Annotated in this window: 22 protein-coding genes; 3 read left to right on the top strand and 19 right to left on the bottom strand. The window is 73.6% G+C overall.

Going from position 1 to position 24,007, the window contains the following annotated elements; genetic code table 11:
- Positions 1 to 63 precede the first annotated feature (63 nt).
- Entirely contained in the window at positions 64 to 567 is a 504-nt protein-coding gene (locus FNH09_RS11565) for a GbsR/MarR family transcriptional regulator (protein WP_152886832.1), read from the bottom strand.
- Between the two features lie 74 nt (positions 568 to 641).
- Here FNH09_RS11565 and FNH09_RS11570 point away from each other — a divergent pair, with 74 nt between their 5' ends.
- Positions 642 to 1,616 (top strand): ABC transporter ATP-binding protein, encoded by a 975-nt coding sequence (locus FNH09_RS11570; protein WP_238426617.1) that lies wholly within the window; start codon positions 642 to 644, stop codon positions 1,614 to 1,616.
- Positions 1,613 to 3,262: an ABC transporter permease gene (locus FNH09_RS11575; RefSeq protein WP_152886834.1), complete on the top strand. Its 1,650-nt coding sequence runs from the start codon at positions 1,613 to 1,615 to the stop codon at positions 3,260 to 3,262. The genes FNH09_RS11570 and FNH09_RS11575 overlap by 4 nt, the downstream gene beginning before the upstream one ends.
- An 85-nt stretch (positions 3,263 to 3,347) precedes the next feature.
- On the opposite strand, the gene FNH09_RS11580 is transcribed toward FNH09_RS11575, so the two are convergent.
- The 18 genes from FNH09_RS11580 to FNH09_RS11665 form a co-directional block, all read right to left on the bottom strand.
- Entirely contained in the window at positions 3,348 to 4,565 is a 1,218-nt protein-coding gene (locus tag FNH09_RS11580) for a cytochrome P450 (protein WP_152886836.1), read from the bottom strand.
- A gap of 129 nt (positions 4,566 to 4,694) precedes the next feature.
- The gene (locus FNH09_RS11585; protein WP_152886839.1) at positions 4,695 to 5,360 is read right to left on the bottom strand and encodes a response regulator; all 666 of its coding nucleotides are present in this window, start codon (positions 5,358 to 5,360) and stop codon (positions 4,695 to 4,697) included.
- A complete protein-coding gene (locus FNH09_RS11590; protein WP_162468425.1) occupies positions 5,357 to 6,733 on the bottom strand; it encodes a histidine kinase in 1,377 nt (458 codons plus the stop codon). The genes FNH09_RS11585 and FNH09_RS11590 overlap by 4 nt, the downstream gene beginning before the upstream one ends.
- 67 nt (positions 6,734 to 6,800) lie before the next feature.
- The gene (locus tag FNH09_RS11595) at positions 6,801 to 8,060 is read right to left on the bottom strand and encodes an acyltransferase family protein (protein ID WP_338017541.1); all 1,260 of its coding nucleotides are present in this window, start codon (positions 8,058 to 8,060) and stop codon (positions 6,801 to 6,803) included.
- A gap of 31 nt (positions 8,061 to 8,091) precedes the next feature.
- Positions 8,092 to 9,129, bottom strand: a complete 1,038-nt coding sequence (locus FNH09_RS11600; RefSeq protein ID WP_152886841.1) for an alpha/beta hydrolase — start codon at positions 9,127 to 9,129, stop codon at positions 8,092 to 8,094.
- A gap of 233 nt (positions 9,130 to 9,362) precedes the next feature.
- The gene (locus tag FNH09_RS11605; protein WP_152886843.1) at positions 9,363 to 10,265 is read right to left on the bottom strand and encodes an alpha/beta hydrolase; all 903 of its coding nucleotides are present in this window, start codon (positions 10,263 to 10,265) and stop codon (positions 9,363 to 9,365) included.
- Between the two features lie 254 nt (positions 10,266 to 10,519).
- The gene (gene kynU, locus FNH09_RS11610; protein ID WP_152886845.1) at positions 10,520 to 11,740 is read right to left on the bottom strand and encodes a kynureninase; all 1,221 of its coding nucleotides are present in this window, start codon (positions 11,738 to 11,740) and stop codon (positions 10,520 to 10,522) included.
- Positions 11,733 to 12,572, bottom strand: coding sequence for a tryptophan 2,3-dioxygenase family protein (locus tag FNH09_RS11615; RefSeq protein ID WP_152886847.1), 840 nt, complete (start codon positions 12,570 to 12,572; stop codon positions 11,733 to 11,735). Before FNH09_RS11615 ends, kynU begins: the two co-directional genes overlap by 8 nt.
- Before the next feature lie 155 nt (positions 12,573 to 12,727).
- Positions 12,728 to 13,141 carry a DUF3151 domain-containing protein gene (locus tag FNH09_RS11620; protein WP_152886849.1) on the bottom strand — a complete coding sequence of 138 codons (414 nt, stop codon included), beginning with the start codon at positions 13,139 to 13,141 and terminating at the stop codon, positions 12,728 to 12,730.
- A 167-nt stretch (positions 13,142 to 13,308) separates the two neighbouring features.
- Positions 13,309 to 14,811, bottom strand: a complete 1,503-nt coding sequence (locus FNH09_RS11625) for an MFS transporter (RefSeq protein WP_152886851.1) — start codon at positions 14,809 to 14,811, stop codon at positions 13,309 to 13,311.
- A gap of 72 nt (positions 14,812 to 14,883) precedes the next feature.
- A complete protein-coding gene (fbaA, locus tag FNH09_RS11630) occupies positions 14,884 to 15,906 on the bottom strand; it encodes a class II fructose-bisphosphate aldolase (RefSeq protein ID WP_152886853.1) in 1,023 nt (340 codons plus the stop codon).
- A 200-nt stretch (positions 15,907 to 16,106) separates the two neighbouring features.
- Complete coding sequence (pyrE, locus tag FNH09_RS11635) at positions 16,107 to 16,655, bottom strand: orotate phosphoribosyltransferase (protein WP_152886855.1); 549 nt, start codon at positions 16,653 to 16,655, stop codon at positions 16,107 to 16,109.
- A 10-nt stretch (positions 16,656 to 16,665) separates the two neighbouring features.
- Positions 16,666 to 17,454, bottom strand: coding sequence for an aldose epimerase family protein (locus FNH09_RS11640; protein WP_162468426.1), 789 nt, complete (start codon positions 17,452 to 17,454; stop codon positions 16,666 to 16,668).
- A 72-nt stretch (positions 17,455 to 17,526) separates the two neighbouring features.
- Positions 17,527 to 18,426: an SRPBCC domain-containing protein gene (locus tag FNH09_RS11645; protein ID WP_152886857.1), complete on the bottom strand. Its 900-nt coding sequence runs from the start codon at positions 18,424 to 18,426 to the stop codon at positions 17,527 to 17,529.
- A 75-nt stretch (positions 18,427 to 18,501) separates the two neighbouring features.
- Positions 18,502 to 20,139: a polyamine aminopropyltransferase gene (locus FNH09_RS11650; protein ID WP_162468427.1), complete on the bottom strand. Its 1,638-nt coding sequence runs from the start codon at positions 20,137 to 20,139 to the stop codon at positions 18,502 to 18,504.
- An 89-nt stretch (positions 20,140 to 20,228) separates the two neighbouring features.
- Entirely contained in the window at positions 20,229 to 20,774 is a 546-nt protein-coding gene (locus tag FNH09_RS11655) for a DUF2617 family protein (protein ID WP_152886859.1), read from the bottom strand.
- 370 nt (positions 20,775 to 21,144) lie between these two features.
- Positions 21,145 to 21,450: a hypothetical protein gene (locus FNH09_RS11660; RefSeq protein WP_152886861.1), complete on the bottom strand. Its 306-nt coding sequence runs from the start codon at positions 21,448 to 21,450 to the stop codon at positions 21,145 to 21,147.
- Between the two features lie 189 nt (positions 21,451 to 21,639).
- Positions 21,640 to 22,500, bottom strand: coding sequence for a hypothetical protein (locus FNH09_RS11665; protein ID WP_238426618.1), 861 nt, complete (start codon positions 22,498 to 22,500; stop codon positions 21,640 to 21,642).
- A 181-nt stretch (positions 22,501 to 22,681) separates the two neighbouring features.
- Here FNH09_RS11665 and FNH09_RS11670 point away from each other — a divergent pair, with 181 nt between their 5' ends.
- The gene (locus FNH09_RS11670; protein WP_152886863.1) at positions 22,682 to 23,872 is read left to right on the top strand and encodes a pyridoxal phosphate-dependent aminotransferase; all 1,191 of its coding nucleotides are present in this window, start codon (positions 22,682 to 22,684) and stop codon (positions 23,870 to 23,872) included.
- Positions 23,873 to 24,007 lie beyond the last annotated feature (135 nt).

The following is a 24,007-nucleotide window of genomic DNA, read 5'->3' on the forward strand; positions in this document are numbered from 1 at the left end:
GCCTGACGCTGCCGGTGGGGTGGGGCGGCCGCACGGCGCCGCGCCCCCGCACGCCCCCTGCCCCTATGCCTCCGAGGTCCCGAAGATCCGCTCGCGGTGGGCCCGCCACCGTTCCATCATGGCCGCGATCTCGCCGTCGACGAATTCGAAGAAGGCGAGGGTCTCGGCCATCCTGCGTCCGGCCGGGGTCCCCTCACCGAGGCTGGCGACGCCCTCCCGCAACGCCCCCTCCCACCGCTTCAGGACGGCCTCGCGGCTGGTGAGCGCCTCGTACCACTGATTGCTGTGCACCCGGTACCGCTCCCGCCGCGAGCCGGGCTCGCGCTCCCGGGACACCATGTGCTGCTGCGCCAGGTAGCGCACCGCCCCGGAGACCGCCGCGGGGCTGATCCGCAGCTGTTCCCCCAGCTCGGTGGAGGTCATCGCGCCCTCGTCGGACGACAGGAGCGCGGCGAAGACACGAGCGGGCATGCGCTGCATCCCCGCCTCGACGAGCTGCGCCGCGAAGGATTCGACGAACTTCGACACGGCTTCCATGTCCCGTTGGGCCCCGGTTGGTTCCGTCATGCCCACATCCTATTCGATCATTTACACGCTTCCTTAACTTCACAAATTTCTGAAAGTAGCGTACGTTCCAAAGCATGACGACGGCAAACCCCGCGATCGAGGTGTCCGGCCTCCACAAGTCGTTCGGGAAGACGCACGCGCTCGACGGGCTCGACCTCCACGTCGAGACGGGTGAGGTCCACGGGTTCCTCGGCCCCAACGGATCCGGCAAGTCCACCACCATCCGCGTCCTGCTCGGCCTGCTGCGCGCCGACTCGGGCGTCGCGCGGATCCTCGGCCGCGACCCCTGGGCGGACGCGGTCGAGGCACACCGCCGGATCGCGTACGTCCCCGGCGACGTGACCCTGTGGCGCAACCTCTCCGGCGGCGAGGTCATCGACCTCTACGGCAGGCTGCGCGGCGGCCTCGACCCGCGGCGCCGGACGGAACTGGTCGAGCGGTTCGAGTTCGACCCCACCAAGAAGGGGCGCACGTACTCGAAGGGCAACCGGCAGAAGGTCGCCCTGATCGCCGCCTTCGCCTCGGACGTCGACCTGCTGATCCTGGACGAGCCGACCTCGGGCCTCGACCCGCTGATGGAAGAGGTCTTCCGGCGCTGCGTGGAGGAGGAGCGCGACCGCGGCCGTACGGTGCTGCTCTCCTCGCACCTGCTCAGCGAGGTCGAGCAGCTCTGCGACCGGGTGAGCATCATCCGCAACGGCCGCACCGTCGAGAGCGGCTCGCTCGGCGACCTGCGCCATCTGACCCGGACCAGCGTCAGCGCCGAACTCGCGGGGCCGCCCAACGGCCTGGCCGGACTGCCCGGCGTCCACGACCTCGACATCCAGGGCCACCGCGTCCGGCTCCAGGTCGACACCGACAAGCTGGACGCGGTCCTGCGGTCGCTGAGCGAGGTGGGAGTGCGCTCGCTGACCTCGACCCCGCCGACCCTGGAGGAGCTGTTCCTGCGCCACTACCAGGACGAGCCGGACGCGCCGGACGAGCCGGACGCGCCGGACGACCCAGGCGGGGCGAGCGGGGCGAGCGAGCAGAGCGGGGCAGCCCGATGAGCGGGGTCGCGGACACGGCCACGGCCGCACCCCGGCCCGCGGCCCGTCCGACCCGCCCCGGCGGCCATCGCCAACTGGCGGGCACGGCGACCCTGCTGCGCTTCGCGCTGCGCCGCGACCGGGTGCTGATCCCGGTCTGGGTGGCGGTCAACTCGCTGATGGTCCTCTCCATGCCGAACACGCTCAAGAGCCTGTACGGCACCGCGGCCCAGCGCGCCGACCTCATGCACCAGATGGCCGCCAACTCCTCCCTGCGCGCCCTGGTCGGACCGGTCTTCGACGACTCCGTCGGCGCCCTGACGGCCTGGCGCGTGGGCGTCTACGCGGGCGCCCTGGCCGCCGTGACCAGCCTGCTCGTCGTCGTACGGCACACCCGGGACGAGGAGGAGAGCGGCCGTCAGGAGATGGTCGCCTCGGGCATGGTGGGCCGACGGGCCTCGCTGACGGCGGCCCTGCTCGCCGCGGCGGTCGCCAACGCCGCGCTCGCCCTGCTGGTCACGGCCGGGCTGGCCGGGCAGGGGACGGCGGGGGCACTGGCCTTCGGGCTCGGCCTGGGGGCCGTCGGGATGGTCTTCGCCACCATGGCGGCGATCGTCGCCCAGCTGACGGAGAGCGCACGCCTGGCCCGCGGGCTGACCGCGGGAGTGCTCGGGGCCGCCTTCGTGCTGCGCGCGGCGGGCGACTCCGCGACGAACGCGGGCGCCGGGGGTGGCTCGTCGGTGCTGACCTGGCTGTCCCCGCTCGGCTGGCTGGAGAACCTGCGCGCCTTCGCCGGTGAGCGGTGGTGGGTGCTGGCACTGTTCGCGGCGGCGATCCTGCTCCAGGGCGCGGCGGCCTACCTGCTGGCCGGACGCCGCGACGTCGGCATGAGCTTCCTGCCGACCCGGCCGGGACCGGCGGCCGGCCGGCTGACCGGCGCGGGCGCGCTGGCCTGGCGGCTGCAACGCGGCAGCGTGCTCGGCTGGAGCATCGGCTTCTTCCTCGCCGGTGTCGTCTACGGCGGCCTGACGGACGGCGCGGCCGACCTGGTCAAGGGGAACGAGAAGGCCCGCGAGATCTTCGAGCGGATGGGCGGCCACAGCGCGCTGGCCGACACCTTCCTCGCCTCGATGATCGGCATGCTCGGCCTGGTCGCGGCGCTGTACGTGGTCGCCTCGGTGCTGCGGCTGCACGGCGAGGAGACCTCGGGGCGGGCGGAACCGGTGCTGGCGAACCCGGTGGCCCGGCTGCGCTGGGCCGGCGGCCATCTGGCGATCGCCTTCGGCGGTTCCGTCCTGCTCATGCTCCTCGCGGGCCTGGGCTTCATCGTCGGCTACGGCGCGAAGGCCGGCCCGATCCTGGGCGCGTGCCTGGCCCAGCTCCCCGCGGTGTGGGTCGTCGGCGGCCTCGCGGTCCTGCTCTACGGGCTGGCGCCGCGCGCGGCGACGGCCGCCTGGGGCGTGGCCGGCGCGGTGCTGCTGATCGGCTGGGTGGGCCCGGCGCTCGACGTCCCGCAACTCGTGCTCGACCTCTCGCCCTTCGGCCACCTGCCGAAGCTGCCGGGCGGGGAGATGGCCTGGGGACCGGTACTGACCCTGACCGGCCTGGCGGCGGCCCTGGTGGCCGGCGGGCTCGTGGGCCTCCGCCGGCGGGACATGACGACCTGACGCAGAGCCCGGGGCGGGCTCCGGCGCTTCGGTGAGCGCCCGAGCCCGCGGCCCGGCCCCGCACGGTCCGGCCCGGCCCGGCGGGTCAGACCGTGACGTTCAAGCCGTCGAGTCCCCGGATCACGAAGTTCGGTTTCTGCTTCGGTTCCGCCGCCGGGCTCAGCGTCGGGGCCCGCTCCAGCAGCGCCGCCATGGAGGCCGCCAGCTCGATCCGGGCCAGCGGGGCGCCGATGCAGTAGTGGATGCCCGCGCTGAAGGAGATGTGCGGGTTGTCCGCGCGGGTCAGGTCCAGCCGGTCCGGTGCGGCGAAGACCGCCGGGTCGTGGTTGGCGGAGCCGAAGAGCATGGCGATCTCCGCACCCCGGGGGATGACCTGCCCGTCGATCTCGATCTCGTCCAGCACCCAGCGCTCGAACAGCTGGAGCGGGGTGTCGTACCGCATCAGCTCCTCGACGGCGGACGGGATCAGGGTGTGGTCGGCCCGCAGGGCGGCGAGCGCGCCGGGGTTGCGGAACAGCGCCCACCAGCCGTTGACCGTGGCGTTCACCGTGGCCTCGTGGCCCGCGTTCAACAGCAGGACCGCCGTCGAGATCATCTCCTGCTCGGTCAGCCGGTCGCCCTCGTCGTGCGCCGCGATCAGGCCGGAGATCAGGTCCTCGCCGGGCTCCTTGCGCCGGGCCGCGATCAGCTCCCGCAGATAGCCGGAGAACTCGACCGACGCCCGTACCGCCCGCGCCGCCGTGTCCTGCGACGGGCTCAGCTCGTACATCCCGCAGATGTCCGCCGACCAAGGCCTCAACTGGGCCCTGTCCGACTCGGGGATGCCCAGCATCTCCGCGATCACCGCGACCGGCAGCGGCTCGGCGACGTCCGTCAGCAGATCGCCGCCGCCCGCCTCCACCAGGGCGGACACCAGCTCGCCCGCCAGCCGCTCCACGTACGGCTTCAGCCGCTCCACCGTGCGCGGGGTGAACGCCTTCGACACCAGGCGCCGGATGCGGGTGTGGTCCGGCGGCTCCAGGTCGAGCATGCCGTGGTCGTTGAGGGTGTGGAACGGCTCGTGCTCCGGCGCCGGCGCGCTCCGGCCGAACTCCTCGTGGGTGAAACGGTGCTGGTACGTCCGGCCCAGCCGACGGTCGCGCAGCAGCGCCGAGACGTCCGCGTGGTGCGGGACCAGCCACTGGTCGGTGGGCTCGTAGTGGATCACGCGGCCGAGGGCGCGCAGCTCGGCGTAGGCCGGGTACGGGTCGGCGACGAACGCGGCGTCCCAGGGATCGAAAGCGAGGTCGGAAGCAGCTGCCATGCACGGACGCTAGCCCCATGACCCCCTGTCCGACCAGGGGTGCTTTCCCCGGCCCGGGGTGACCGGCCTGACCCGGGGTGACCGGCCTGACCCGGGGTGACCGGCCCGGCCCGGGACGACCGGCCCGACTCAGCCCGGGGTGACCAGCCGGGCCTCGTAGGCGAACACCGCCGCCTGGGTACGGTCCCGCAGGCCCAGTTTCACCAGGATGCGGCTGACATGCGTCTTGACCGTGGACTCGGCGACCACCAGCCGGCCGGCGATCTCCGCGTTCGACAGCCCCTGGGCGATCAGCACCAGCACCTCCGTCTCCCGGTCGGTCAGGTCCCCGTAGGCCGCCTGCGCCGCGGGCGTCGGCCGCGGCCCGCCGGACAGTTTCGAGAACTCGGTGATCAGCCGTCTGGTCACCGAGGGCGCCAGCAGCGCCTCACCGGACGCCACCACCCGGACGCCGTCCGCGAGCTGGCGCGCCGAAGCGTCCTTCAGCAGAAAGCCCGAGGCGCCCGCCCGCAGCGCCTGGTACACGTACTCGTCGAGGTCGAACGTCGTCAGCACCAGCACCTTCGCCGTGCCGTCCGACGCGACGATCTCCCGGGTCGCCTCGATGCCGTTCGTCTCCGGCATCCGGATGTCCATCAGCACGACGTCCGGGGCCAGTTCCCGCACCCGCTCGACCGCCTCCCGCCCGTTGACGGCCTCCCCGACGACCTCGATGTCCGGCATCGCGTTCAGCAGGACGGAGAAACCCTCGCGCACCATCATCTGGTCGTCCGCGACCACTACCCGGATGGTCATGAGTCGCTCTCGATCCCCGCGTCGGCCGCGGGCACCGGCAGGAACACCGTCACCTCGTAGCCGCCCCCGTCCGTCGGGCCGGCCGTCATCTCGCCGTTGAGCATGGCGACGCGCTCGCGCATCCCGGTGACGCCGTGCCCGGCGCCGGGCGAGGGCTTCACCGACGAGGGGTCGGGCACCGGCCCGTTGACTATGCGCAGCCCCAGCCCGCCGAGGACGTAGCCGATCTCGACCCGGGCGTCGGCCCCCGGCGCGTGCCGCAGGGCGTTGCTCAGCGCCTCCTGGACGATGCGGTACGCCGACAGCTCGACGCCCTGCGGGAGTTCGCGGACCGCGCCGGTCACCACCTTCGTCACGTCCGGCCCCGCCTCCCGCACGTTGGCCAGCAACGTGTCCAGGTCGGCGAGCGTGGGCTGCGGGGCCTCCGGCGCCTCGTAGTCCTCGGCGCGCACGACGCCCAGCACCCGGCGCAGCTCGGTCAGCGCGGCCACCGCGTTCTCCCGGATGACGGCGAAGGCGCGCTCCAGCTCGGGCGGCGGGTTCTCCACCCGGTAGGGCGCGGCCTCCGCCTGGATGGCGACCACCGACATGTGGTGGGCGACCACGTCGTGCAGCTCGCGGGCGATCGTGGTGCGCTCCTCCAGCAGGGTGCGCCGGGACCGCTCGTGCGCGGTCACCGTCTGCTGGGCGCTCACCACCTCCTCGGCGTCCCGGCGGATGTGCCAGACCGTGACCACGAGCAGGATCAACGCGGAGAGGACCAGCATGGGAGCGGTGTCGCTGCTGCCGAAGGGCCCGACGCCGAAGAGCGCCTCCGCGAAGGCGCCGTAGCCCGCCGTGAACAGCCACATCCAGGCCGCCGTGCGCGGCCGGGTCCGGACGGCCACGACCGTGAGGACCACCAGATGGGAGATGACGCTGCACTGCGCCCACGGCCGGTCGCCCCACGGCCAGCTCAGCACGCTCACCACCAGGGTCGACGCCAGCGACAGCCAGAAGGCGCCGACCGGCCGGACCAGCGTGAGCGCGACCGGGGCCACGGCGAGGAGGCCGCACAGCAGGCCGGTCACGGTGCTCCCGCCGAACGAGGCCGTGGCGGCCGTCATCGCGAGCAGGCCGCCGAGCGCCACCGTCGCGTGCGGGGCCCAGGCCGCGTACTCGCGCGCCCGTCCGGACAGCCGCCGGATCAGCTTGCGGTCGGTGCCCAGCCGGGGCAGCGAGCGGTAGGCGAAGGCGTCGTGGAAGAGGTCCTGCCGCATCCCGCGCACGGCGTCGGCGGCCAGCCGGAACTCCGGGCTGCGCGGCTTGATCGCGCTGAAGGTCTCGTCCGCGCCCTCCGGGGGCGTCGGCTGCGTCTGGGTCGTGTCGGTCACGTTCAGAACGGTAGGCGCAGGGGGCCGGCGCGGTCGTCCCCAGTGAGTGGGGTCCTTGCGGTCCGTCTCAGGTACTACGGGTATCGGCACCACGGGTATCGGGCTCCACGGAGATCGGGCTCCGCGGAGATCGGGCTCCACGGGCAGGGGCGGAGGCCGGTCGCCCGCGGGACGCGCCGGGTCCGACTCGCGAGGGCGGGCGACGGGTTCCCTGTTCGTGGCGGCGGAACGCGGCCCAGCACACGGCCAGGGCGAGGGCGAGGACCGGCAGCCAGGCCAGCCGGGCCGCCACCCAGACCGGGCTGTCGGGCAGGGTGTGCAGACCGGGCAGCCGTCCCACGGTCAGCGCCGTGGCCGTGGTCGCCATCAGGGCCGTCTGGTGCCAGAGGAAGACGGTCATCGCGGAGAGGTTGACCAGCGCCACCGCGGCCCAGGCCAGGGGCCGTTCCATCGCGTGCCGCAGCCGGTCGCGCAGCAGCAGCGCCAGACCGCACTGGGCCAGGCCGAAGGCGACCGCGGCCAGGGTCGGCGGATCGAGGTTGGAGACCTCCGCCCCCGGCACGCCGACCATCGACGCCGGGTAGCCCGCGAGGACCACGAGCAGCGCCGTCGCCACCGCTCCGCCGGTGAGCAGGACCCAGCCCGCGCGGGGCCGCTCCAGCTCGCCCCGGGTCCAGGCGGCGCCCAGGCTGAAGGGAACCAGCCAGCCCGCGGCCACGTTCGCCCAGCCGAGCCAGGACGGCCCGCCGAGGCCGAAGCGGAGCAGGTCCACGTGCAGGACGACGGCCAGGGGCCACAGCGGGTTGAGCCGGGCGACCAGCGGGGTGAGCGCGGTCAGGCAGGCGAAGACCACGAGGAACCAGAGGGGGGAGAGCGCCAGCTTGACCAGGGTGCGGACCGTGCCGGTGTCCACCCCGGCCAGGAGGAGGGCGAGCGTGACCACCGTCCACAGGATCAGTACGGCGGCCACCGGGCCCAGCAGCCGGGACAGCCGGGCGCGCAGCCACCGCCCGTAGGTCACGCCGTCGGCGCGGGCGCGGGCGTGACTCCTGGTCGCCACGTGCCCGCCGACCAGGAAGAACACCGCGAGCGTCTGGAAGGCCCAGGAGACGGGGGCCAGCCATGGCATGTGCTGGAGCGGGCTCGCCGTGTGCAGCGTCCCGCCGTCCGCGACGAGCGCCGTCACCAGCCAGTGGCCGAGGACGACACCGAGGATGGCGAAGGCACGCAGGGCGTCGACGGCCCGGTCGCGCGACGCCGGGGTCGCGCGGTCGATCCGGTCGGCGCCCCGCCGTATGCCGGCCGGCGTGCCACGCAGGCCGGGCACTCGTCGTAAGGGCGCGTGCCCACGGGCGAAGTCATTCACGGGTGACCTCCGAGGTCTCGCCCAGGACGATCCGGGTCAGGTTGGCGAGGGAGACCGAGCCCGGGGTGAAGTAGGCGCTGTGGCCGCCGGGACCCGCCGCGAAGACGCGGGCGCCGAAGGCCGGGGACACCGGATCGGTGCCGAAGCCGACGGTCGTGCCGAACAGGTCGGTGCTGATGTGCGGGACCTCGGCCACCCAGTCGTCGGCGCCGCGGGCCGCCCACACCCGGGCCCGGGTGCGCAGTCCGCGTACGGAGTCGGCGCCGGTACCGGGGCTGCCGACCAGGACGATGTCGTCGACGTCCAGACCGGCCGCGGCCCGGCCGCAGACGACCGAGCCGTAGGAGTGGCAGAGCAGGGAGAGGTGCGCCCCGGGACCGGCGAGGGTGTGCAGCCGCCGTGCGAACTCCCGCAGCCGCGGGGCCGCCTGCTCGGCGCGGCCCGTGGTGGTGACCGCGGCGCTGATCGTGCCCGGTGTGCGGTAGCCGAGCCAGGCCACGACCGCGGTCCGGGTGCCCGCCGGGGCCTGCCGGGCGAGCTGCTCGCGCAGCGCCACGGCGCCCGCGCGGAAGCGTGCGTAGGTGTCGAGGGAGGTGTCGGAGCCCGGGACCAGGACCGCCACCCGGTCCGCCCGCGCCAGGTCGCCGACGACCTCGGTCGCCAGGCCGCTGCCGCGCCCGTCGAAGGCGAGGAGGTGCCGGTCGGGTCCGGCCAGGTCACGGTCGGCGGCGGCCCGATGACGGTCGCCGTGGGCGGCGGCCATCCGGGCCGCCTCGGCGGCGTCGGCCCGGTTGGCGGCGTACGCCTCGTCCAGCGAGGCCGCCGTCACCCGGCCGAGGACGGCCGGGGGCGGGGCGGGGATCTCCGGCCGGGCGGCGGCGGAGAGCGGGACCACCACGGCCGCGGCGACGAGGGTCGCGAGCAGACCGCGACGCCATCGGCCCGGGGGCCGCGGGACGGCCGCCCGCACGGTCGTCGGCCCCTCGGCCGGCTCTCTCCCGGTGTCCGCCGCGTCCGTGTCACGGCGCATCGCCGCCCCCTCCCGGTCCGCCCTGTGGTCCGGCCGTCCGGCCTTCGGGCTGGTATGGAGGGGAAGTTACGGATCCGCGCGCGTCGTCCGCGTCCCGCCGGGGAACGCTTCCGCGGCATCGCTCTCAGGTACTACGGGTACTACGGGGGACCGCTCGGGGCGGGCGCCGGGAGCGCGCCGGCACCCCGCCGACCGCTCGCGCCGGCACCCCGGCGACCTGTCACGTCCGTGGCTCACCAGGCCAGTTGGGCTATCTCCTCCGCCACCACCGCGCACGCGTCCGCCGCCGGGTCGATCAGCGGGAAGTGGCCGACCTCCGCCAGCAGCGTCAGCCCCACCATCTCGCCGGCCTTGGCCGCCGCGTCCGCGAACGCCTCGGCGACCGCCGGCGGGACGTCCAGGTCGTCACGGCCCTGGACGAGGGTGGTCGCGATGCCGGTGGGAAGCAGCAGCGCCGGATCGGCGTACGGCTGCCGTATGCCGAAATACTCCTCGCCGCCCAGGAGTTGTCCTGCCGCGCCACCGCACACCGTCAGCTTCTCGGAGACCGCGAAGTCGGCGATCGGGGCCAGGGCGACCACCCCGCGCAGCGCGGCGGGGCCGTCGAGCCGCCAGGGGGCGTCGCCCGGCAGGACGTGCCGGGCCGCCGCCCACAGGGCCAGCTGACCGCCCGCCGAGTGGCCGACGACGACCGTACGGCGCGGGTCCGCCTGCGGGAGGGCCTCCGGGACGAGCGCGGGAAGGGCGTCCAGCGCGGCGGCCACGTCGTCGAAGGTGTCCGGCCAGCGCCCGGCGACCGGGGCGGCGCCGTCCGGCGCGGGGGTCGTGGCACCGCGCCGGTACTCGACGTTGGCCACGGCGAAGCCCCGGCGGGCGAGGAAGTCCGCGAACGGGGTGATGTGCCGCCGGTCGTACGGGGCGCGCCAGGCACCGCCGTGCAGCAGGACGACCAGGGGGGCCGAGGCGTCGGCGTCGGTCCCCGTGCGCGGGGCGTAGAAGTCGATCACCTGGTCGGGATGGTCGCCGTACGCGGCGGTGCCGTCGGGGTCGACGGCGGGGTGCGAGAAGGCCGACTCCTCCTCCGCGGCGGCACGGGCCGCTGCCGCGGCGTCAGGGGCTGCTGCGTCGTCCGGCATGCTCCAACCTCTCAGCGACGAAACGGACTTTGCCGGCCGGGGCTGGGTACACCGAGGGAATTCGGCCGTTGGCGGGGACGGTATCAGGCCGGTGACATGGGCGGACACGCAGATGTCACGCTCGGTGAGGGCTCGGGCCCGCCCTTCGGCCGCACCTGGGGCCGGTCCGGCGCCGCACCCGGAGGAAGCCCCCGGGCGAGACACCGTACGGCCGTCAATTGCCTGTTGCCTGTTGCCTGTTGCCTGTTGAGGCACTAGCTCCGCGCGTGCACCTCGTCCAGCACCTCGGCCAGCACTCGTGCCGCCCGCTCCGCGTCCGCGAAGCCGACGTACAGGGGCGTGAAGCCGAACCGCAGGACGTCGGGGTGCCGGAAGTCGCCGACGACCCCGCGTTCGATCAGCCGCTTCATGACCTCACCGGCACCGTCGCAGCGCAGCGCCACCTGGCTGCCCCGCTCCTCGTGCGCCTCCGGGGTCACCGACCGAACGCGCCCCTCGGGCACGTACGCGTCGACGCACTCCAGGAAGAAGTCGGTCAGGGCCAGGGACTTGGCGCGCACCGCCTCGACGGTGACACCGTCCCAGACCTCCAGGGCCGCCTCCAGCGCGAGCATCGACAGGATGTCCGGGGTGCCCACCCGGCCCCGTACCGCACCCGAGGCGGGCTCGTAGGCGCTGCGCATGCCGAAGGGCTCGGCGTGCGAGTTCCAGCCGGGCAGCGGGGAGTCGAAACGGTCCTGGAGGTCGTGGCGCACATAGAGGTACGCCGGTGATCCCGGGCCGCCGTTGAGGTACTTGTAGGTGCAGCCGACCGCGAGGTCCACCCCGTGCTCGTCCAGGCCGACCGGCAGCGCGCCCGCGCTGTGGCACAGGTCCCAGACGGCGAGCGCACCCGCCGCGTGCGCCGCGGCGGTGAGGCCGGGCAGGTCGTGCAGCCGGCCCGTGCGGTAGTCGACGTGGTTGAGGAGCACCGCGGCGGTACGGCCGGACAGCGCGCCCGGCACCTCGGCCGGTTCCACCGGGCGCAGGGTGCAGCCGGTCATCCGGGCCGCCGACTCGGCGATGTAGCCGTCCGACGGGAAGGTGCCGGCGTCCACGACGATCTCGTCCCGCCCCTCCTCCGCCATCCGCACCGCCGCCACCAGGGCCTTGAAGACGTTGACGCTGGTGGAGTCGCCGACCACGATCTGCCCGGGCGCCGCGCCCACGAGCGGAGCGATCAGGTCACCGATCCGTTCGGGCGCGGTCCACCAGCCGCCCTCGGTCCAGGAGCGGATGCGCAGCTCGCCCCACTGGCGGCCGACGACGTCCGCCATCCGGCCGGGGACGGCCACGGACAGCGCGCCCAGCGAGTTGCCGTCCAGGTAGACGGTCTCGTCGAGGACGAACTCTGCGCGCTTGGCGGCCAGTTCGTCGACGGCGTCCAGCTTCTTCGCACGCGCCTCGTACTCGGTGGGACCGGTCGTCTCAGACATGGGACCTCGCCGTCCACAGCTCGGGGAAAACGTTCTTGCGGGCACGCTTCTCCAGCCAGGCCACGCCGGCCGAGCCGCCGGTGCCGGCCTTGGCGCCCATCGCGCGCCGGGTGGCGACGAGGTGGTCGTTGCGCCAGCGCCACACCAGTTCGGCGACGTCCGTGAGCGCCTCGCCCAGTCGGGCGACCTCGTCGCCGGCGTCACCGGAGTAGACGGCCGTCCAGACCGCCTCGACCTCCGGGGACGGCTCGTAGCGCAGGGTGACGTCCCGCTCCAGGACAGCGGCCGGGACGGCGTGCCCGCGCCGGACCAGGAGGCGCAGCACCTCGTCGTACAGGCTCGGCTCCTGGAGCGCCTTCTCCAGCTCGGCGTGGACACGCGGCGCGCCGCGGTGCGGGACCAGCATCGACGCGGACTTCTCGCCGAGCAGGAACTCCATCCGCCGGTACATCGCCGACTGGAAGCCGGAGCCCTCGCCGAGGGCCGCGCGGTAGGAGTTGAACTGGGCCGGGGTGAGCTGTCCGAGCGGCTTCCAGGAGGCGTTCAGCGCCTCCAGCTCGCGTACGGACCGCTTCAGCGCGTCGATCGCCACCGGCACCCGGTCCTCGCGCAGGGCCTGCGCGGCGGTCTCCCACTCGTGGACGACGACGGTGAACCACAGCTCCATGACCTGGGTCGTGACCAGGAAGACCATCTCTCCGGGATCGTCCGAGAGGGTGTGCTGGAGGTGGGTGAGCACGTCCGCCTTGACGTAGTCCTCGTACGGCGTCGTGCCTGCGAAGTCGAGATGCGGGGTCTCCGGCTCTTGAGCCTGGCGAGCCTCGTGGGACATCGCTGTCTCCTGTTGTGTACTCCGGGTAGCGGTCCGCCCCTGCCATTGTCGACACGGGGGCCCCGGTCCCCAACGGGCATCCTCCGCGATCGTCCCTCGAAAGAGCAAGGCCCGCCTGGTCACAGGCGGGCCTTGCACCATGAGCGCCGGAAGTCCTAGCCCAGCGTCTGGGCCGCCGCCGGCGAGGAGTCCTTCAGGAACTGCGAGCAGCGCTCGTACTCCGCCTGCTCCCCGATCGCCTGGGCGGCGCGGGCGAGGGCGTGCAGGGCGCGCAGGAAGCCGCGGTTCGGCTCGTGCTCCCAGGGGACCGGCCCGTGTCCCTTCCAGCCGTTGCGGCGCAGCGCGTCCAGACCGCGGTGGTAGCCCGTACGGGCGTAGGCGTACGACTCCACGACGGCGTCGCGCTCGAACGCGTCGTCCGCCAGCTGGGCCCAGGCCAACGAGGACGTGGGGTACTTGGCGGCGACGTCGGCGGGTGCGGTGCCGGCGGCGAGCAGCTCGCGCGGCTCGGGCTCGTCGGGGAGGTGGGTCGGGGGCGGACCACCGAGGAGGTTCTCGTGCATCGTCATGGACCCCAGTCTGCTGCATCGTCCTTGATCGGTAACGGTTGCGCCCGGCCCTGCCGAACAGGTGCCTCCGGCGGTCCGGGCCCGGTCGGCTCGACCGGCTCGGCCGCCCCCGCCCGGACCGGGGACCAGGGCGATGTCGACGTCCGGCGGGACCAGCGCGGGAAGTCCTAGGGCCTGCCCGGCCCGGCCGTGCCCGTCCGGGCGCGGCCGGGTTCCACCGGTGGCGAGGTCACACAGCCGTGTGTACGGCACTCGGGGCGGCGGCAGTCCGGGGCCGGGCGGCGCACGGTCGTGAACGCGATCGCCGCCCCGACCACCAGCACCGCCGCGCACAGCGGCATCGCCCGCCGGAACGCAGCGTCGAAGGCGGCCGCCGAGCGGTAGGCCTCCGGCCCCATCCCGGCCAGCAGCGGCAGCGCGGCCACCGCGACGAGCCCGGCCGCGCGGGCCGCCGCGTTGTTGACCCCGCTGGCCAGGCCCGCCCGCGAGGTCTCCACGGAGGCGAGCACGGTGGCGGTCAGCGGCGCGACCAGCGCGACCATGCCGAGGCCGAGGACGAGCAGCGCGGGCAGCACGTCCGGGACGTACGAGGCGCCCGGTCCGACGCGCAGCATCAGCAGCATTCCCGCCGCGCACAGCAGCGGGCCGACGGTGAGCGGGATGCGCGGGCCGATCCGCTCGCCCAGCTCGCCCGAGCGGGCGGACAGCAGCAGCATCAGGGCGGTGGTCGGCAGCAGCGCCGTACCGGCGCCGAGGGCCGAGTAGCCGACCACGACCTGGAGCTGGAGCGCGGTGAGGAAGAAGAAGCCGCCGAAGGCCGCGTACACGCACAGCGTGACCACGTTGACGGCCGTGAACTGGCGGGACGCGAAGATGTCCGGCGGCAGCATCGGGTCGGGGCTGCGCTTCTCGACGTACACGAAGGCGACCGCGGCGAGCACGCCCAGGACCGCGCTGAGCACCACGACGAGGGAGCCGCTGCTCGCCTCGACCAGGGCGTACGTCACCAGGGCGAGCGCGAGGGCGCCGAGCACCGCGCCGGGCACGTCGAAGCGGCCGTGCGCGCGCCCGTCGGAGGACTCGGGGACATGGCGCACGGCGACGGGGGCGCAGATCAGTGCCAGGGGGACGTTGAGGAGGAACACCCAGCGCCAGCCCGGCCCGTCCACCAGCCAGCCGCCCAGGAACGGGCCGACGGCCGCGCCGATGCCGCCGAAGCCGGACCACAGACCGACCGCCCGGCCCCGGTCGTCGGGGTGGAAGGACGCCTGGATCAGGGCGAGCGAGCCCGGGGTGAGCAGGGCGCCGCCGATCCCCTGGAGGGCGCGGGCGGTGATGAGGACGCCGCTGTTCGGGGCGAGGCCGCACAGGAGCGACGCGGCGGCGAACCAGATCACGCCGAGGACGAAGACCTTGCGCCGGCCGTAGTGGTCGCCGAGGGAGCCGCCGAGCAGGATCAGCCCGGCCAGCGTCACCATGTACGCGTTGACGGTCCACTGGAGGGCGGCGAGGTCGGCGTTCAGGTCGCGGCCGATGGTGGGCAGCGCGACGTTGACGACGGTCGAGTCCAGCATGGCCATGCTGGATCCGAGGACCGTGGTGAGCAGGATCCAGCGGCCGGTGGGGCTGGAGATCCTGACGGCGGGGACGTGCTGTGCGGGGACAGCCATGGAGAGATCATCCCTCCACGGCTGTCCCCGGGCCAGCCCCCGGCGGACCCGCGGGTCCGCCGGGAACGCCGGCTACTTGATCCGGGTGCCCGCGGAGCGCAGGTTCTGCGTGGCCTCGACGACTCGCTTGGCCATCGACGCCTCGGCCAGCTTGCCCCAGGTGCGCGGGTCGTAGGTGGACTTGGAGCCGACCTCGCCGTCGACCTTCAGCACACCGTCGTAGTTGCGGAACATGTGGTCGACCACGGGGCGGGTGAACGCGTACTGCGTGTCCGTGTCGATGTTCATCTTCACGACGCCGTTCTCCAGCGCGGTGGCGATCTCCTCCTCGGAGGAGCCGGAACCGCCGTGGAAGACGAAGTCGAACGGGGACGCCTTGCCGAACTTGGCGGCCACGCCGTCGTTCAGCTCCTTGAGGAGCTCCGGGCGCAGGACGACGTTGCCCGGCTTGTACACACCGTGGACGTTGCCGAAGGACGCGGCCAGCAGGTAGCGGCCCTTCTCGCCCAGGCCCAGCGCCTCGACCGTGCGGATCGCGTCCTCGACGGTGGTGTAGAGGGAGTCGTTGATCTCGTGGGAGACGCCGTCCTCCTCGCCGCCGGTTGGGGTGATCTCGACCTCGAGGATGATGTTCGCGGCGCGGGCCTTCTCCAGCAGCTCCTGGGCGATGGCCAGGTTGTCGGCGAGGGTCTCCGCCGAACCGTCCCACATGTGGGACTGGAACAGCGGGTTGCGGCCGGCCTTGACGCGCTCCGCGGAGACGTCGATCAGCGGACGCACGTACCCGTCGAGCTTGTCCTTCGGGCAGTGGTCGGTGTGCAGCGCGACCGTGACCGGGTACTTCTCGGCGAGGATGTGCGCGTATTCGGCCAGGGCCACCGCGCCGGTGACCATGTCCTTGCTGTACTGGCCGCCGAGGAACTCGGCACCGCCGGTCGAGATCTGGATGATGCCGTCGCTCTCCGCCTCGGCGAAGCCGCGCAGAGCCGCGTTCAGGGTCTGGCTCGAGGTGACGTTGATGGCCGGGTAGGCGAACTTGCCTGCCTTCGCCCGGTCGAGCATCTCGTTGTAGACCTCGGGGGTTGCGATGGGCATCTGTCCGCTCCTTGTATGTGCGGGTGGGGTTCTGCGTTTACGGCCCTGACCTAGACCTTGAGTGTGACGTCGTCGTCGGCGACATCTTTCCAGACCTCGGCCGATGCTGGGTGCAGCGCGTCCCGCCCTGTGGACAACTTCCGTCCGACCGCCGAACACCCCGGGCAACCCCGTACGACGGTCGAACGGAAGGCCAAGGCTCAGTCCAGGCCCAACTCGTCCTTGGAGAACGCGAAACGGTAGGGCACGCCCGCGCCCGCCTCGATCTTCTCGGCGGCGCCGGTCGCCCGGTCGACGATGGTCGCCACGGCGACCACCTCGGCACCGGCCGCGCGCACGGCCTCGACCGCGGTGAGCGGGGAGCCGCCGGTGGTGGAGGTGTCCTCGACGACCAGCACGCGCCGCCCGGCGATCTCCGGACCCTCGACCTGCCGTTGCAGACCGTGCGCCTTCGCGGCCTTGCGGACGACGAAGGCGTCCAGCTTGCGTCCGCGCGCGGCGGCCGCGTGCAGCATGGCCGCGGCCACGGGATCGGCGCCCATGGTCAGGCCGCCGACGGCGTCGAAGTCGAGGTCCGCCGTCAGGTCCAGCAGCACCTGGCCGACCAGCGGGGCGGCCGCTCCGTCGAGGGTGATGCGGCGCAGGTCGACGTAGTAGTCGGCCTCCAGACCCGAGGAGAGGGTCACCTTGCCGTGCACCACGGCCTTGTCCTTGATCTGCTGCAGCAGCTCGCCACGTACATCCGTCATGCCAGCCAGCTTAGATGCGGCGCCAGCTCCAGGTGGTGGTGGCCTCCAGCGGCTCCAGCGGGGTGACCAGGCGCGGGAGGGTGTTGAGCCCGTTCGGCGGACCGGTCTGCGGCTCGACGCACACCGCGGCCTCCTGCTCGTCGTAGACAACCACCCACGCCTCGGGGCTGGTCACCTTCAGCTCCAGCCGCTCCGGCCAGGTGAGGGTGACGTCGACCCCGCCGGGCATGCCGAAGCAGTCGTCCCAGGGGCCCGGCCGGGGCTCGACGCGGTTCCCGGTCGGCAGATGGTCCTCGCCGCGCTCCTCCTGCCAGGCCGGTTCGAAGGCGATCCGGACGTCCTGGCCGCCGAGGTTGCGGTGGAACCAGGGGTGCCAGCCGATCTGCGCCGGGAAGGAGGACGCGTACGTCTCCACCGACATGGTGAGCGTGAGGGCGTCCGGGGTGAGGGCGACCGCCTGGGTGACCCGGCCGGTGAAGGGCCAGGGCTCGACCAGGTCGTACGTGATGACGGCCTCGTCCGCCGCCTTGCGCGCCACCCGCCAGGCGCCGTCGCGGGCGGTGCCGTGGATGGCGTGCGGCGGGGAGTTGAGCGGCATCTGGTGGAGGGTGCCTCCGTCCCGGAACGCTCCGCCGCGGATCCGCCCGCACCAGGGGACCATCGGGAAGCAGCCGAACCGCTCGCCCTGCCGGAGCAGCTCGACGCCGCCGATCCGCAGCCCGCCGATCCGGCCGCCGTTGCCCGGCTGTACTACGACTTCCGCGTCTCCCGCGGTCAACGTGATGTCTTCGTTACTCACGGAACGACCCTACTGGGCGGATCAAGGGGGCCGCCGGGGTGCGGGGCCCTCGGGCACCCGCCCGCCCGGTGCTCAGCGTCGCTTGCGCAGGGCCCGGCCGACCACGATGGCGGAGGCCACCACCAGGGCCGCGGCGGGCGCGGCCCAGCGCAGGGTGGAGTTCGGCGCGATGGTCTGCGGCGCGGGCACGGGCGCGTACCGCCCGCGCGGCGGCGCGTGGTCCACCTCCTCCGCACTCCGCCCGATCATCGTCCGCCGGGCGTGCGCGGCCTCGGCGGGCGGCTCCAGGGAGTCCATGGGCGTCACGGGCTCCAGGGGCGCCACGGCCTCTTCGGGCTCCGCGGGCTCCGCGACCTCGTCGGGCTCCGTGAGCTCCTCGGGTTCCGGGCTCCCCACGGCCTCGTCGGACTCCGCGGGCTTCTTGGTTTCCGGGGTCCCCAAGGGTTCCGCGGACTCCACGGGGTGCGTCGGCTCCACCGGCTCGGCAGTCGGTTCGACCGGCTCGGGGGTCGGCTTCTGTGGTGCCACGGCGTCGGGCTCCGCCTCGGCTGCCCCGTCCGCTCCCAGGCCCTCAGCGAAACGGTTCAGCAGTCGGGTCACGGCCGCGTCGACCGCCGTCCTGGGCAGTTCGGCGACCCGGCCGTCCGCCGTGGCCGTGCCGGCGAAGGCCAGGGTGGCGCCGCCCTCCGTGTCGGCCACGCGCAGGACCAGGGCGAACGTCACCACCCCCGAGCCGCGCGCCTCGGTCGCCTCGCCCTCGACGGCGTACGAACCGTCCTCGCGCGCCGAGACCCGGACGGAACCCCGGTAGGTGATGCTGTGGCTTGCGATGCGGACCTTCAGCCGTCCGCTGCCGGGCTCGCCGCCGACGTCCTGTTGGAGCCCCGGGACCGCGCGGGCGACCCGCGCGGGGTCGGCCAGCGTCGCCCTGAGCCGCTCGGCGGGAACCGGAACGAAAACCTCATGCTCCATGTCGTCGGAGCCTACCCAGGGGCCGCCCCGAATACCTCCCGCTCGGCCGGAGTCGCTCGCGTGTACCGGGGCGGTTCAGTAGCGCGGATGGACCAGTGTCGAGGCCGGCAGCCCCCGGATCCGGGTCCGGTCCGCGGCCAGCGCGTCCGCCGCGAGGCCCGCCGCCGTCAGGGTGCGGGGCGGGCGCTCGTCCCGGTCCAGACCCAGGACCGGACGGGCGTCGGTCCGTGCCAGGACGAAGCCCCAGTCGCGTGGCGCGCGGGTGGCGGAGGCGGACCGGCCGGGGTCCGCCCCGGAGCCGTCGTCGCGATCGGCCACGCGGTAGGGGGCGGTGCGCAGACCCGCGGCCCGCACGGTGGCGTCCACCGTCCAGAAGGCGCGCCGACGGCACGAGACCTGCCCGGCGTGCACCACCAGCCGGCCGCCGCCCGCCAGGACGCGCCGGGTCAGCCCGTAGAACTCCAGCGAGTACAGCTTCGTGTCGGCGGTGACGGCCGGGTCCGGCAGATCCGAGACGACGACGTCGTACGCCCCGCGCGGGGCCCGGCGCAGCCAGCGGAAGGGGTCGGTCGTCGTCACGTGCACGCGCGGGTCGCCGTACACATGGCCGTTCAGCGCGGACAGCGCCGGGTCGGAGCGCGCCAACCGCACGACGTCCGCGTCGAGTTCGACGATGTCGACCCGGCGCACCCCGGGGTGGCGCAGCACCTCGCGGGCGGCGAGTCCGTCGCCGCCGCCGAGAATGAGCACGCGCGCGTGCGGGCCGTTCATCGCGGGGTGGACCAGGGCTTCGTGGTAGCGCCGCTCGCCACGGCCGCCGACCCGCAGCCGGCCGTCGAGGAAGAGGCTGACGGGACGGCCGTGGACCCCGCCGGTGAGCACCACCTCCTGCCCCTCGGTCCGCACCGCCACCCGCACGTCGTCGCCGTACACCGCGCGCCGTGCCGCCTGTTCGAAGTCGCCGACGAGTACGGCGGCCGTGCCGAGGACGCCGAGCACGACGAGGTTGGCGACCAGCAGCACCCAGCGGGCGCGGCGGGTCAGGTCCCGGCGGAACAGCCCGAGCACGAGGGCGCCGCCGGCCAGCACGTTCACCGTGCCGGTGCACAGGACGCCGGTCAGCTGGCCCAGGACGGGCAGCAGCAGGAAGGGAAAGGCGAGGCCGCCGACGAGGGCGCCGACGTAGTCGGCCGCGAACAGGTCGGCCACGGCGCCGCCCGCGTCCTGCCGGTGGATGCGCTGGATCAGCTCCATCAGCAGCGGCACCTCGGCGCCGATCAGCAGGCCGATGACGAGGGAGAACACGACCAGCAGACAGCGCGGGCCGTCGACCCACAGGCCGCCCCAGTCGCCGGTCCAGGCGAACACCGCGTACAGGGCCATGGCGCTGCTGCCGCCGACGAGGGCGAGCACCGCCTCGACCGCGCAGAAACCGGCGGCCGCGTGCCCGCGCAGCCGTTTCGCGGCGAGGGAGCCGATGCCCATCGCGAAGACCATGACCGACAGCACGACCGAGGCCTGGGTGACCGAGTCGCCGATCAAGTACGAGGCCAGGGCGACGAGTTCGAGCTCGTACACCAGCCCGCAGGCGGCGCAGACGAAGACGCCCGCGAGGACCAGGAACCGTCCGATGCCCGGCCGGACCGGCGGCCGCGCGGGGCCGCCCCAGGACGGCGAGGTGCCGGGCGGGGCGGGGGCGGGCGACTCGATCACGACTGCGACGTTACGTGACGAACCCGGTACGCTTCGTCACCCACACGTGTGGAAATCCGCGCTGTTCGGGTGCCTTGGGTTTACCGGCGTCAGACCCCGGACCGGCTGAGCCGGCCGCACCGGCCCGCGGGAACCCGCGTCCCGACCCGGGTCCGGGTCGCCACCAACTGGCCGTCCTGCGGGTAGGCGTGCCAGGTGCGCCAGTGCACATGGCCGTCGTGGCGCTGGGCGAGCATGGCCGTGAAGGCGTGCGGGCTGCCGGGGAAGACGCCCGCGAGGCCGTTCGGGTGGTCGCAGACGAGGGCCAGCAGTTCCTGCGCGCGGCCCTCGAACGAGCCCGGCGAGAGGACCTCGACGCGCGCGGCGAACTCGTACTCCCAGTCGTCCACCCGTTTGGCGACGCCGAGCGGGAGGGGTGTGCTGCTGCCGGGGATGCAGGCCACCGTCTCCGAGCAACGGCCCTGCTCCTGCTCCACCAGGACCTGGTGGGACGCGCCGAGCAGTCTCAACTGGAGGTTGGCGCCGTCCAGTTCGAGGTCGAGTGTGGCCAGGGCGGGGAGCGGCTCGCGCCCCAGGGCCCAGGCGAGGTCTGCCGCGCGCGTGTCGGTGTAGGAGGTGTTCAGGGTCGTGAGCATGGATCGGCTCCGCAAGCACGCAAAGAAAAAGGGGGTGTTGGTCCGGCGCACCCCGGTCGACTCCGGTCGACTCCGGTCGACGGCGGGGATTCGGCCCGGTCAGCCCAGTCGGGAGGGGTGTCCGTGCAAGACGTCCGAGGGGCTGCGACGGTGGTTTAGAGGGAATCATGAACTGTGGTGCTGCCACAGCGTTTTTACCCAACTTCGTGGGGTTTCCATCCCTCAGAGGGCCCGACAGCTCAACTGTTCAACCACGGCGTGCGCCGGAGCCCCACGGCGCACACCCGCGCGTGACGGGGCCCGAACGAATGTCCGGACCCCGTCCGTCCCTCGGATACGGCTCCCCCTGCCGGAGCTCGGCTGCCCCGTGTCAGCTGCCTCCGCCACATCCGCCCCCGCCGCCGCAGGACGACCCTCCTCCGCAGGACGACCCGCCCCCGCACGAGTGACCACCGCCGCACGAGTGACCACCCGAATGCCCGCCCGAATGACCACCGGAGTGGCCGCCCGAGGACGAGCCGGTGCTGTCTCCCCCGCCGGCCCACCAGCTGCTGTCGCTGCCGCCGCGCCGACGGCTGACGCCGTACATCCGCGCCTTGCCGTTCCTGCGCGCCGAGGACGCGACGGCGCCCGCGAACAGGACCGCGGCGACGACCAGGATGATGCCGAAGGTCATGGCGTCACCCTCCTTCCGATTCCCCCGAAGCGGCCCCCCGTGGGCGCCTCGTTCCTTGCGTGGACTGGGGATGCCCGGTCGCCTCCACAGCCAAAGCAGAGTTGAGCAACTTCTGAGGGTCCGACCGAGAAAAAGGCCCCTGACCTGCACCGAAGCGCAGATCGGGGGCCGTTCTTACCTCAGGGGCCGTCAGGCGCCCAGGTAGGCGGGAGCCTTCTGGACGGACCGGCCGTAGATGTGGCTGCTGAGGGTGCCGTCGGGGCCCAGGACGACCAGGGTGACGTCGTCCTGGAGGACGACCGGGCGGCCCTTGGCCCACGAGACGGGGAACGTGCCGTGGCCGGTGGTCAGCCGCGCCCCGTACACGCCGTCGCGCTCGACGAGCTTCACGGTCGCGCCGTTGACCAGCTTGTAGCGGCCGAGCCGGGGCGCGGGCGCGGTCTCGGACCCGGTCCAGGTGACGGTCGTGCCGTCCGGGTTCAGCACCAGCGTGCGGCTGCCGTACAGGGCGGCGCCGGAGCGGCCGTGGGCGTCGAGGAAACGCACCAGCCTGCCGTCCCGGAAGACGCGGGCCTGGTAGTGGCCGGCGGAGACCTTGAAGACCTGCGCGGTCGTACGGGAGTCGAGGCGCAGGGTGCGCACGAGCTTGCCGCTCAGGGTGCAGTCGGCGGACAGCGCCGGGAAGGCGGTGCTGCGCCAGGGGGTCGGCCCGCCCTCGCTGCGCTGCCCGAAGACGGGCTTGGCACTGAGCACTCCGGTGATCCGCAAGCCGTCGGCCAGGTCGGTGGGCTTGCTCTGGTCGACGGTCGCGACGACGACGCCCCTGTCGTTCAGGAGCTTGGCGGACGCGCCGCTGTGCGCGCTGTTGACCAGCTTGACCTTCATCCCGGCAAAGACGGAGGGGATGGTCTTCGCCGCGACGCAGGCGCTGCCCGCCGACGGCGCGACCGGGGTGGCGGCACTGGCGGCCGCACCGGCCGAGACGACGGAGGCGGTGGCCGTCCCGACGAGGGCGAGGGCGGCGAGGGTGGTGCGGAGTGCGGTGCGCATGGCTGCTCCTGGCGAGGTTGCTTCGGCCGTGCCGACCTCTCCGACCGGCGAGAACAACACTAAAGATCACTCGTGCCGGACCCGTCGGGCTTGTGTCACAGGCACGTGACAGCAGGCCGTCCGCCGACACAGGAGACCTTCGGCCAAGGTGGGTTGAACAACTCCGGAGCTTCGGCGCAGGATGGCCGGCATGACCTCCAGCGCACGCCCCTTCCTCAACCGCCGGCTCGCCGAGTTCGGGACGACGATCTTCGCCGAGATGTCGGCGCTGGCCGTCCGGACCGGGGCGATCAACCTGGGCCAGGGCTTCCCCGACACGGACGGACCCGAGGAGATCAGGGAGGCCGCGGTGCGCGCGCTGCGCGACGGCCTCGGCAACCAGTACCCGCCGGGCCCCGGCATCCCCGAGCTGCGCACCGCCGTCGCCGCGCACCAGCAGCGCCGCTACGGCCTGTCCTACGACCCCGACACCGAGGTCCTGGTCACGGCCGGCGCCACGGAGGCCATCGCGGCGGCCCTGCTCGCCCTGCTGGAGCCGGGCGACGAGGTGATCGCCCTGGAGCCCTACTACGACTCCTACGCGGCCTGCATCGCGATGGCGGGCGGCACCCGGGTGCCGGTCACCCTGCGCCCGCACGACGGCGCGTTCCGCCTGGACCTCGACGAGCTGCGCGCCGCGGTCACCGACCGCACCCGTCTGCTGCTGGTCAACACCCCGCACAACCCGACCGGCACGGTCCTCACCCGCGAGGAGCTGACGGCGATCGCGGAGCTGGCCGTGGAGCGCGATCTGCTGGTGGTCACCGACGAGGTGTACGAGCACCTCGTCTTCGACGCGGCCGAGCACCTGCCGCTCGCCGGCTTCCCCGGGATGCGCGAGCGCACGGTCACGATCGGCTCGGCCGGCAAGACCTTCTCCTTCACCGGCTGGAAGGTCGGCTGGATCACCGCGCCGCCCGGCCTGGTCACGGCGGTGCGCTCGGCGAAGCAGTTCCTGACGTACGTGTCGGCCGGACCGTTCCAGTACGCGGTCGCCGAGGCGCTGTCGCTGCCCGACTCCTACTTCGACGCCCTGCGCGCGGACCTGCTGGCCAAGCGCGACCTGCTGGCGTCCGGTCTCGCCGAGGCGGGCTTCGAGGTCTTCCGGCCGGCCGGCACCTACTTCGTCACCACCGACATCCGCCCGCTCGGCGAGAGCGACGGCTTCGCCTTCTGCCGCGCCCTGCCGGAGCGGGCCGGCGTGGTCGCCATCCCGAACGCGGTCTTCTACGACCACCGCGAGGCCGGCGCCCCCTTCGTCCGCTTCGCGTTCTGCAAGCGGACCGAGGTGCTGGAGGAGGCGGTGCGGCGCCTGAAGTCCCTGCCGGTCTGACGCCCCGCGCGCCTGCCGGAGGTCGCCGGTCCGCCCGACGAGGCGTCGGCGGGCCGGGCGGCAGCACGGGTGGACCCCGGGGTCACGCCGCCGCGCCGGGCGGCGGGCGAGCGCACCCGTCCGGCCCCGCCCTGC

The organism is Streptomyces adustus (assembly GCF_009377175.1).
In the GTDB taxonomy this organism is placed as follows: Bacteria; Actinomycetota; Actinomycetes; order Streptomycetales; family Streptomycetaceae; genus Streptomyces; species Streptomyces adustus.

Excerpts from the sequence above, each read along its gene's own strand:
- FNH09_RS11645 (WP_152886857.1), bottom strand. The coding sequence starts at position 18,426 with ATGGAGCATGAGGTTTTCGTTCCGGTTCCCGCCGAGCGGCTCAGGGCG.
- FNH09_RS11665 (WP_238426618.1), bottom strand. The coding sequence starts at position 22,500 with ATGCGCACCGCACTCCGCACCACCCTCGCCGCCCTCGCCCTCGTCGGG.
- kynU (WP_152886845.1), bottom strand. The coding sequence starts at position 11,740 with ATGTCTGAGACGACCGGTCCCACCGAGTACGAGGCGCGTGCGAAGAAG.
- FNH09_RS11605 (WP_152886843.1), bottom strand. The coding sequence starts at position 10,265 with ATGCCGGACGACGCAGCAGCCCCTGACGCCGCGGCAGCGGCCCGTGCC.
- FNH09_RS11565 (WP_152886832.1), bottom strand. The coding sequence starts at position 567 with ATGACGGAACCAACCGGGGCCCAACGGGACATGGAAGCCGTGTCGAAG.
- FNH09_RS11655 (WP_152886859.1), bottom strand. The coding sequence starts at position 20,774 with ATGCTCACGACCCTGAACACCTCCTACACCGACACGCGCGCGGCAGAC.
- fbaA (WP_152886853.1), bottom strand. The coding sequence starts at position 15,906 with ATGCCCATCGCAACCCCCGAGGTCTACAACGAGATGCTCGACCGGGCG.
- FNH09_RS11625 (WP_152886851.1), bottom strand. The coding sequence starts at position 14,811 with ATGGCTGTCCCCGCACAGCACGTCCCCGCCGTCAGGATCTCCAGCCCC.
- FNH09_RS11575 (WP_152886834.1), top strand. The coding sequence starts at position 1,613 with ATGAGCGGGGTCGCGGACACGGCCACGGCCGCACCCCGGCCCGCGGCC.
- FNH09_RS11660 (WP_152886861.1), bottom strand. The coding sequence starts at position 21,450 with ATGACCTTCGGCATCATCCTGGTCGTCGCCGCGGTCCTGTTCGCGGGC.
- pyrE (WP_152886855.1), bottom strand. The coding sequence starts at position 16,655 with ATGACGGATGTACGTGGCGAGCTGCTGCAGCAGATCAAGGACAAGGCC.
- FNH09_RS11615 (WP_152886847.1), bottom strand. The coding sequence starts at position 12,572 with ATGTCCCACGAGGCTCGCCAGGCTCAAGAGCCGGAGACCCCGCATCTC.
- FNH09_RS11570 (WP_238426617.1), top strand. The coding sequence starts at position 642 with ATGACGACGGCAAACCCCGCGATCGAGGTGTCCGGCCTCCACAAGTCG.
- FNH09_RS11670 (WP_152886863.1), top strand. The coding sequence starts at position 22,682 with ATGGCCGGCATGACCTCCAGCGCACGCCCCTTCCTCAACCGCCGGCTC.
- FNH09_RS11620 (WP_152886849.1), bottom strand. The coding sequence starts at position 13,141 with ATGACGATGCACGAGAACCTCCTCGGTGGTCCGCCCCCGACCCACCTC.
- FNH09_RS11585 (WP_152886839.1), bottom strand. The coding sequence starts at position 5,360 with ATGACCATCCGGGTAGTGGTCGCGGACGACCAGATGATGGTGCGCGAG.
- FNH09_RS11600 (WP_152886841.1), bottom strand. The coding sequence starts at position 9,129 with ATGCGCCGTGACACGGACGCGGCGGACACCGGGAGAGAGCCGGCCGAG.
- FNH09_RS11580 (WP_152886836.1), bottom strand. The coding sequence starts at position 4,565 with ATGGCAGCTGCTTCCGACCTCGCTTTCGATCCCTGGGACGCCGCGTTC.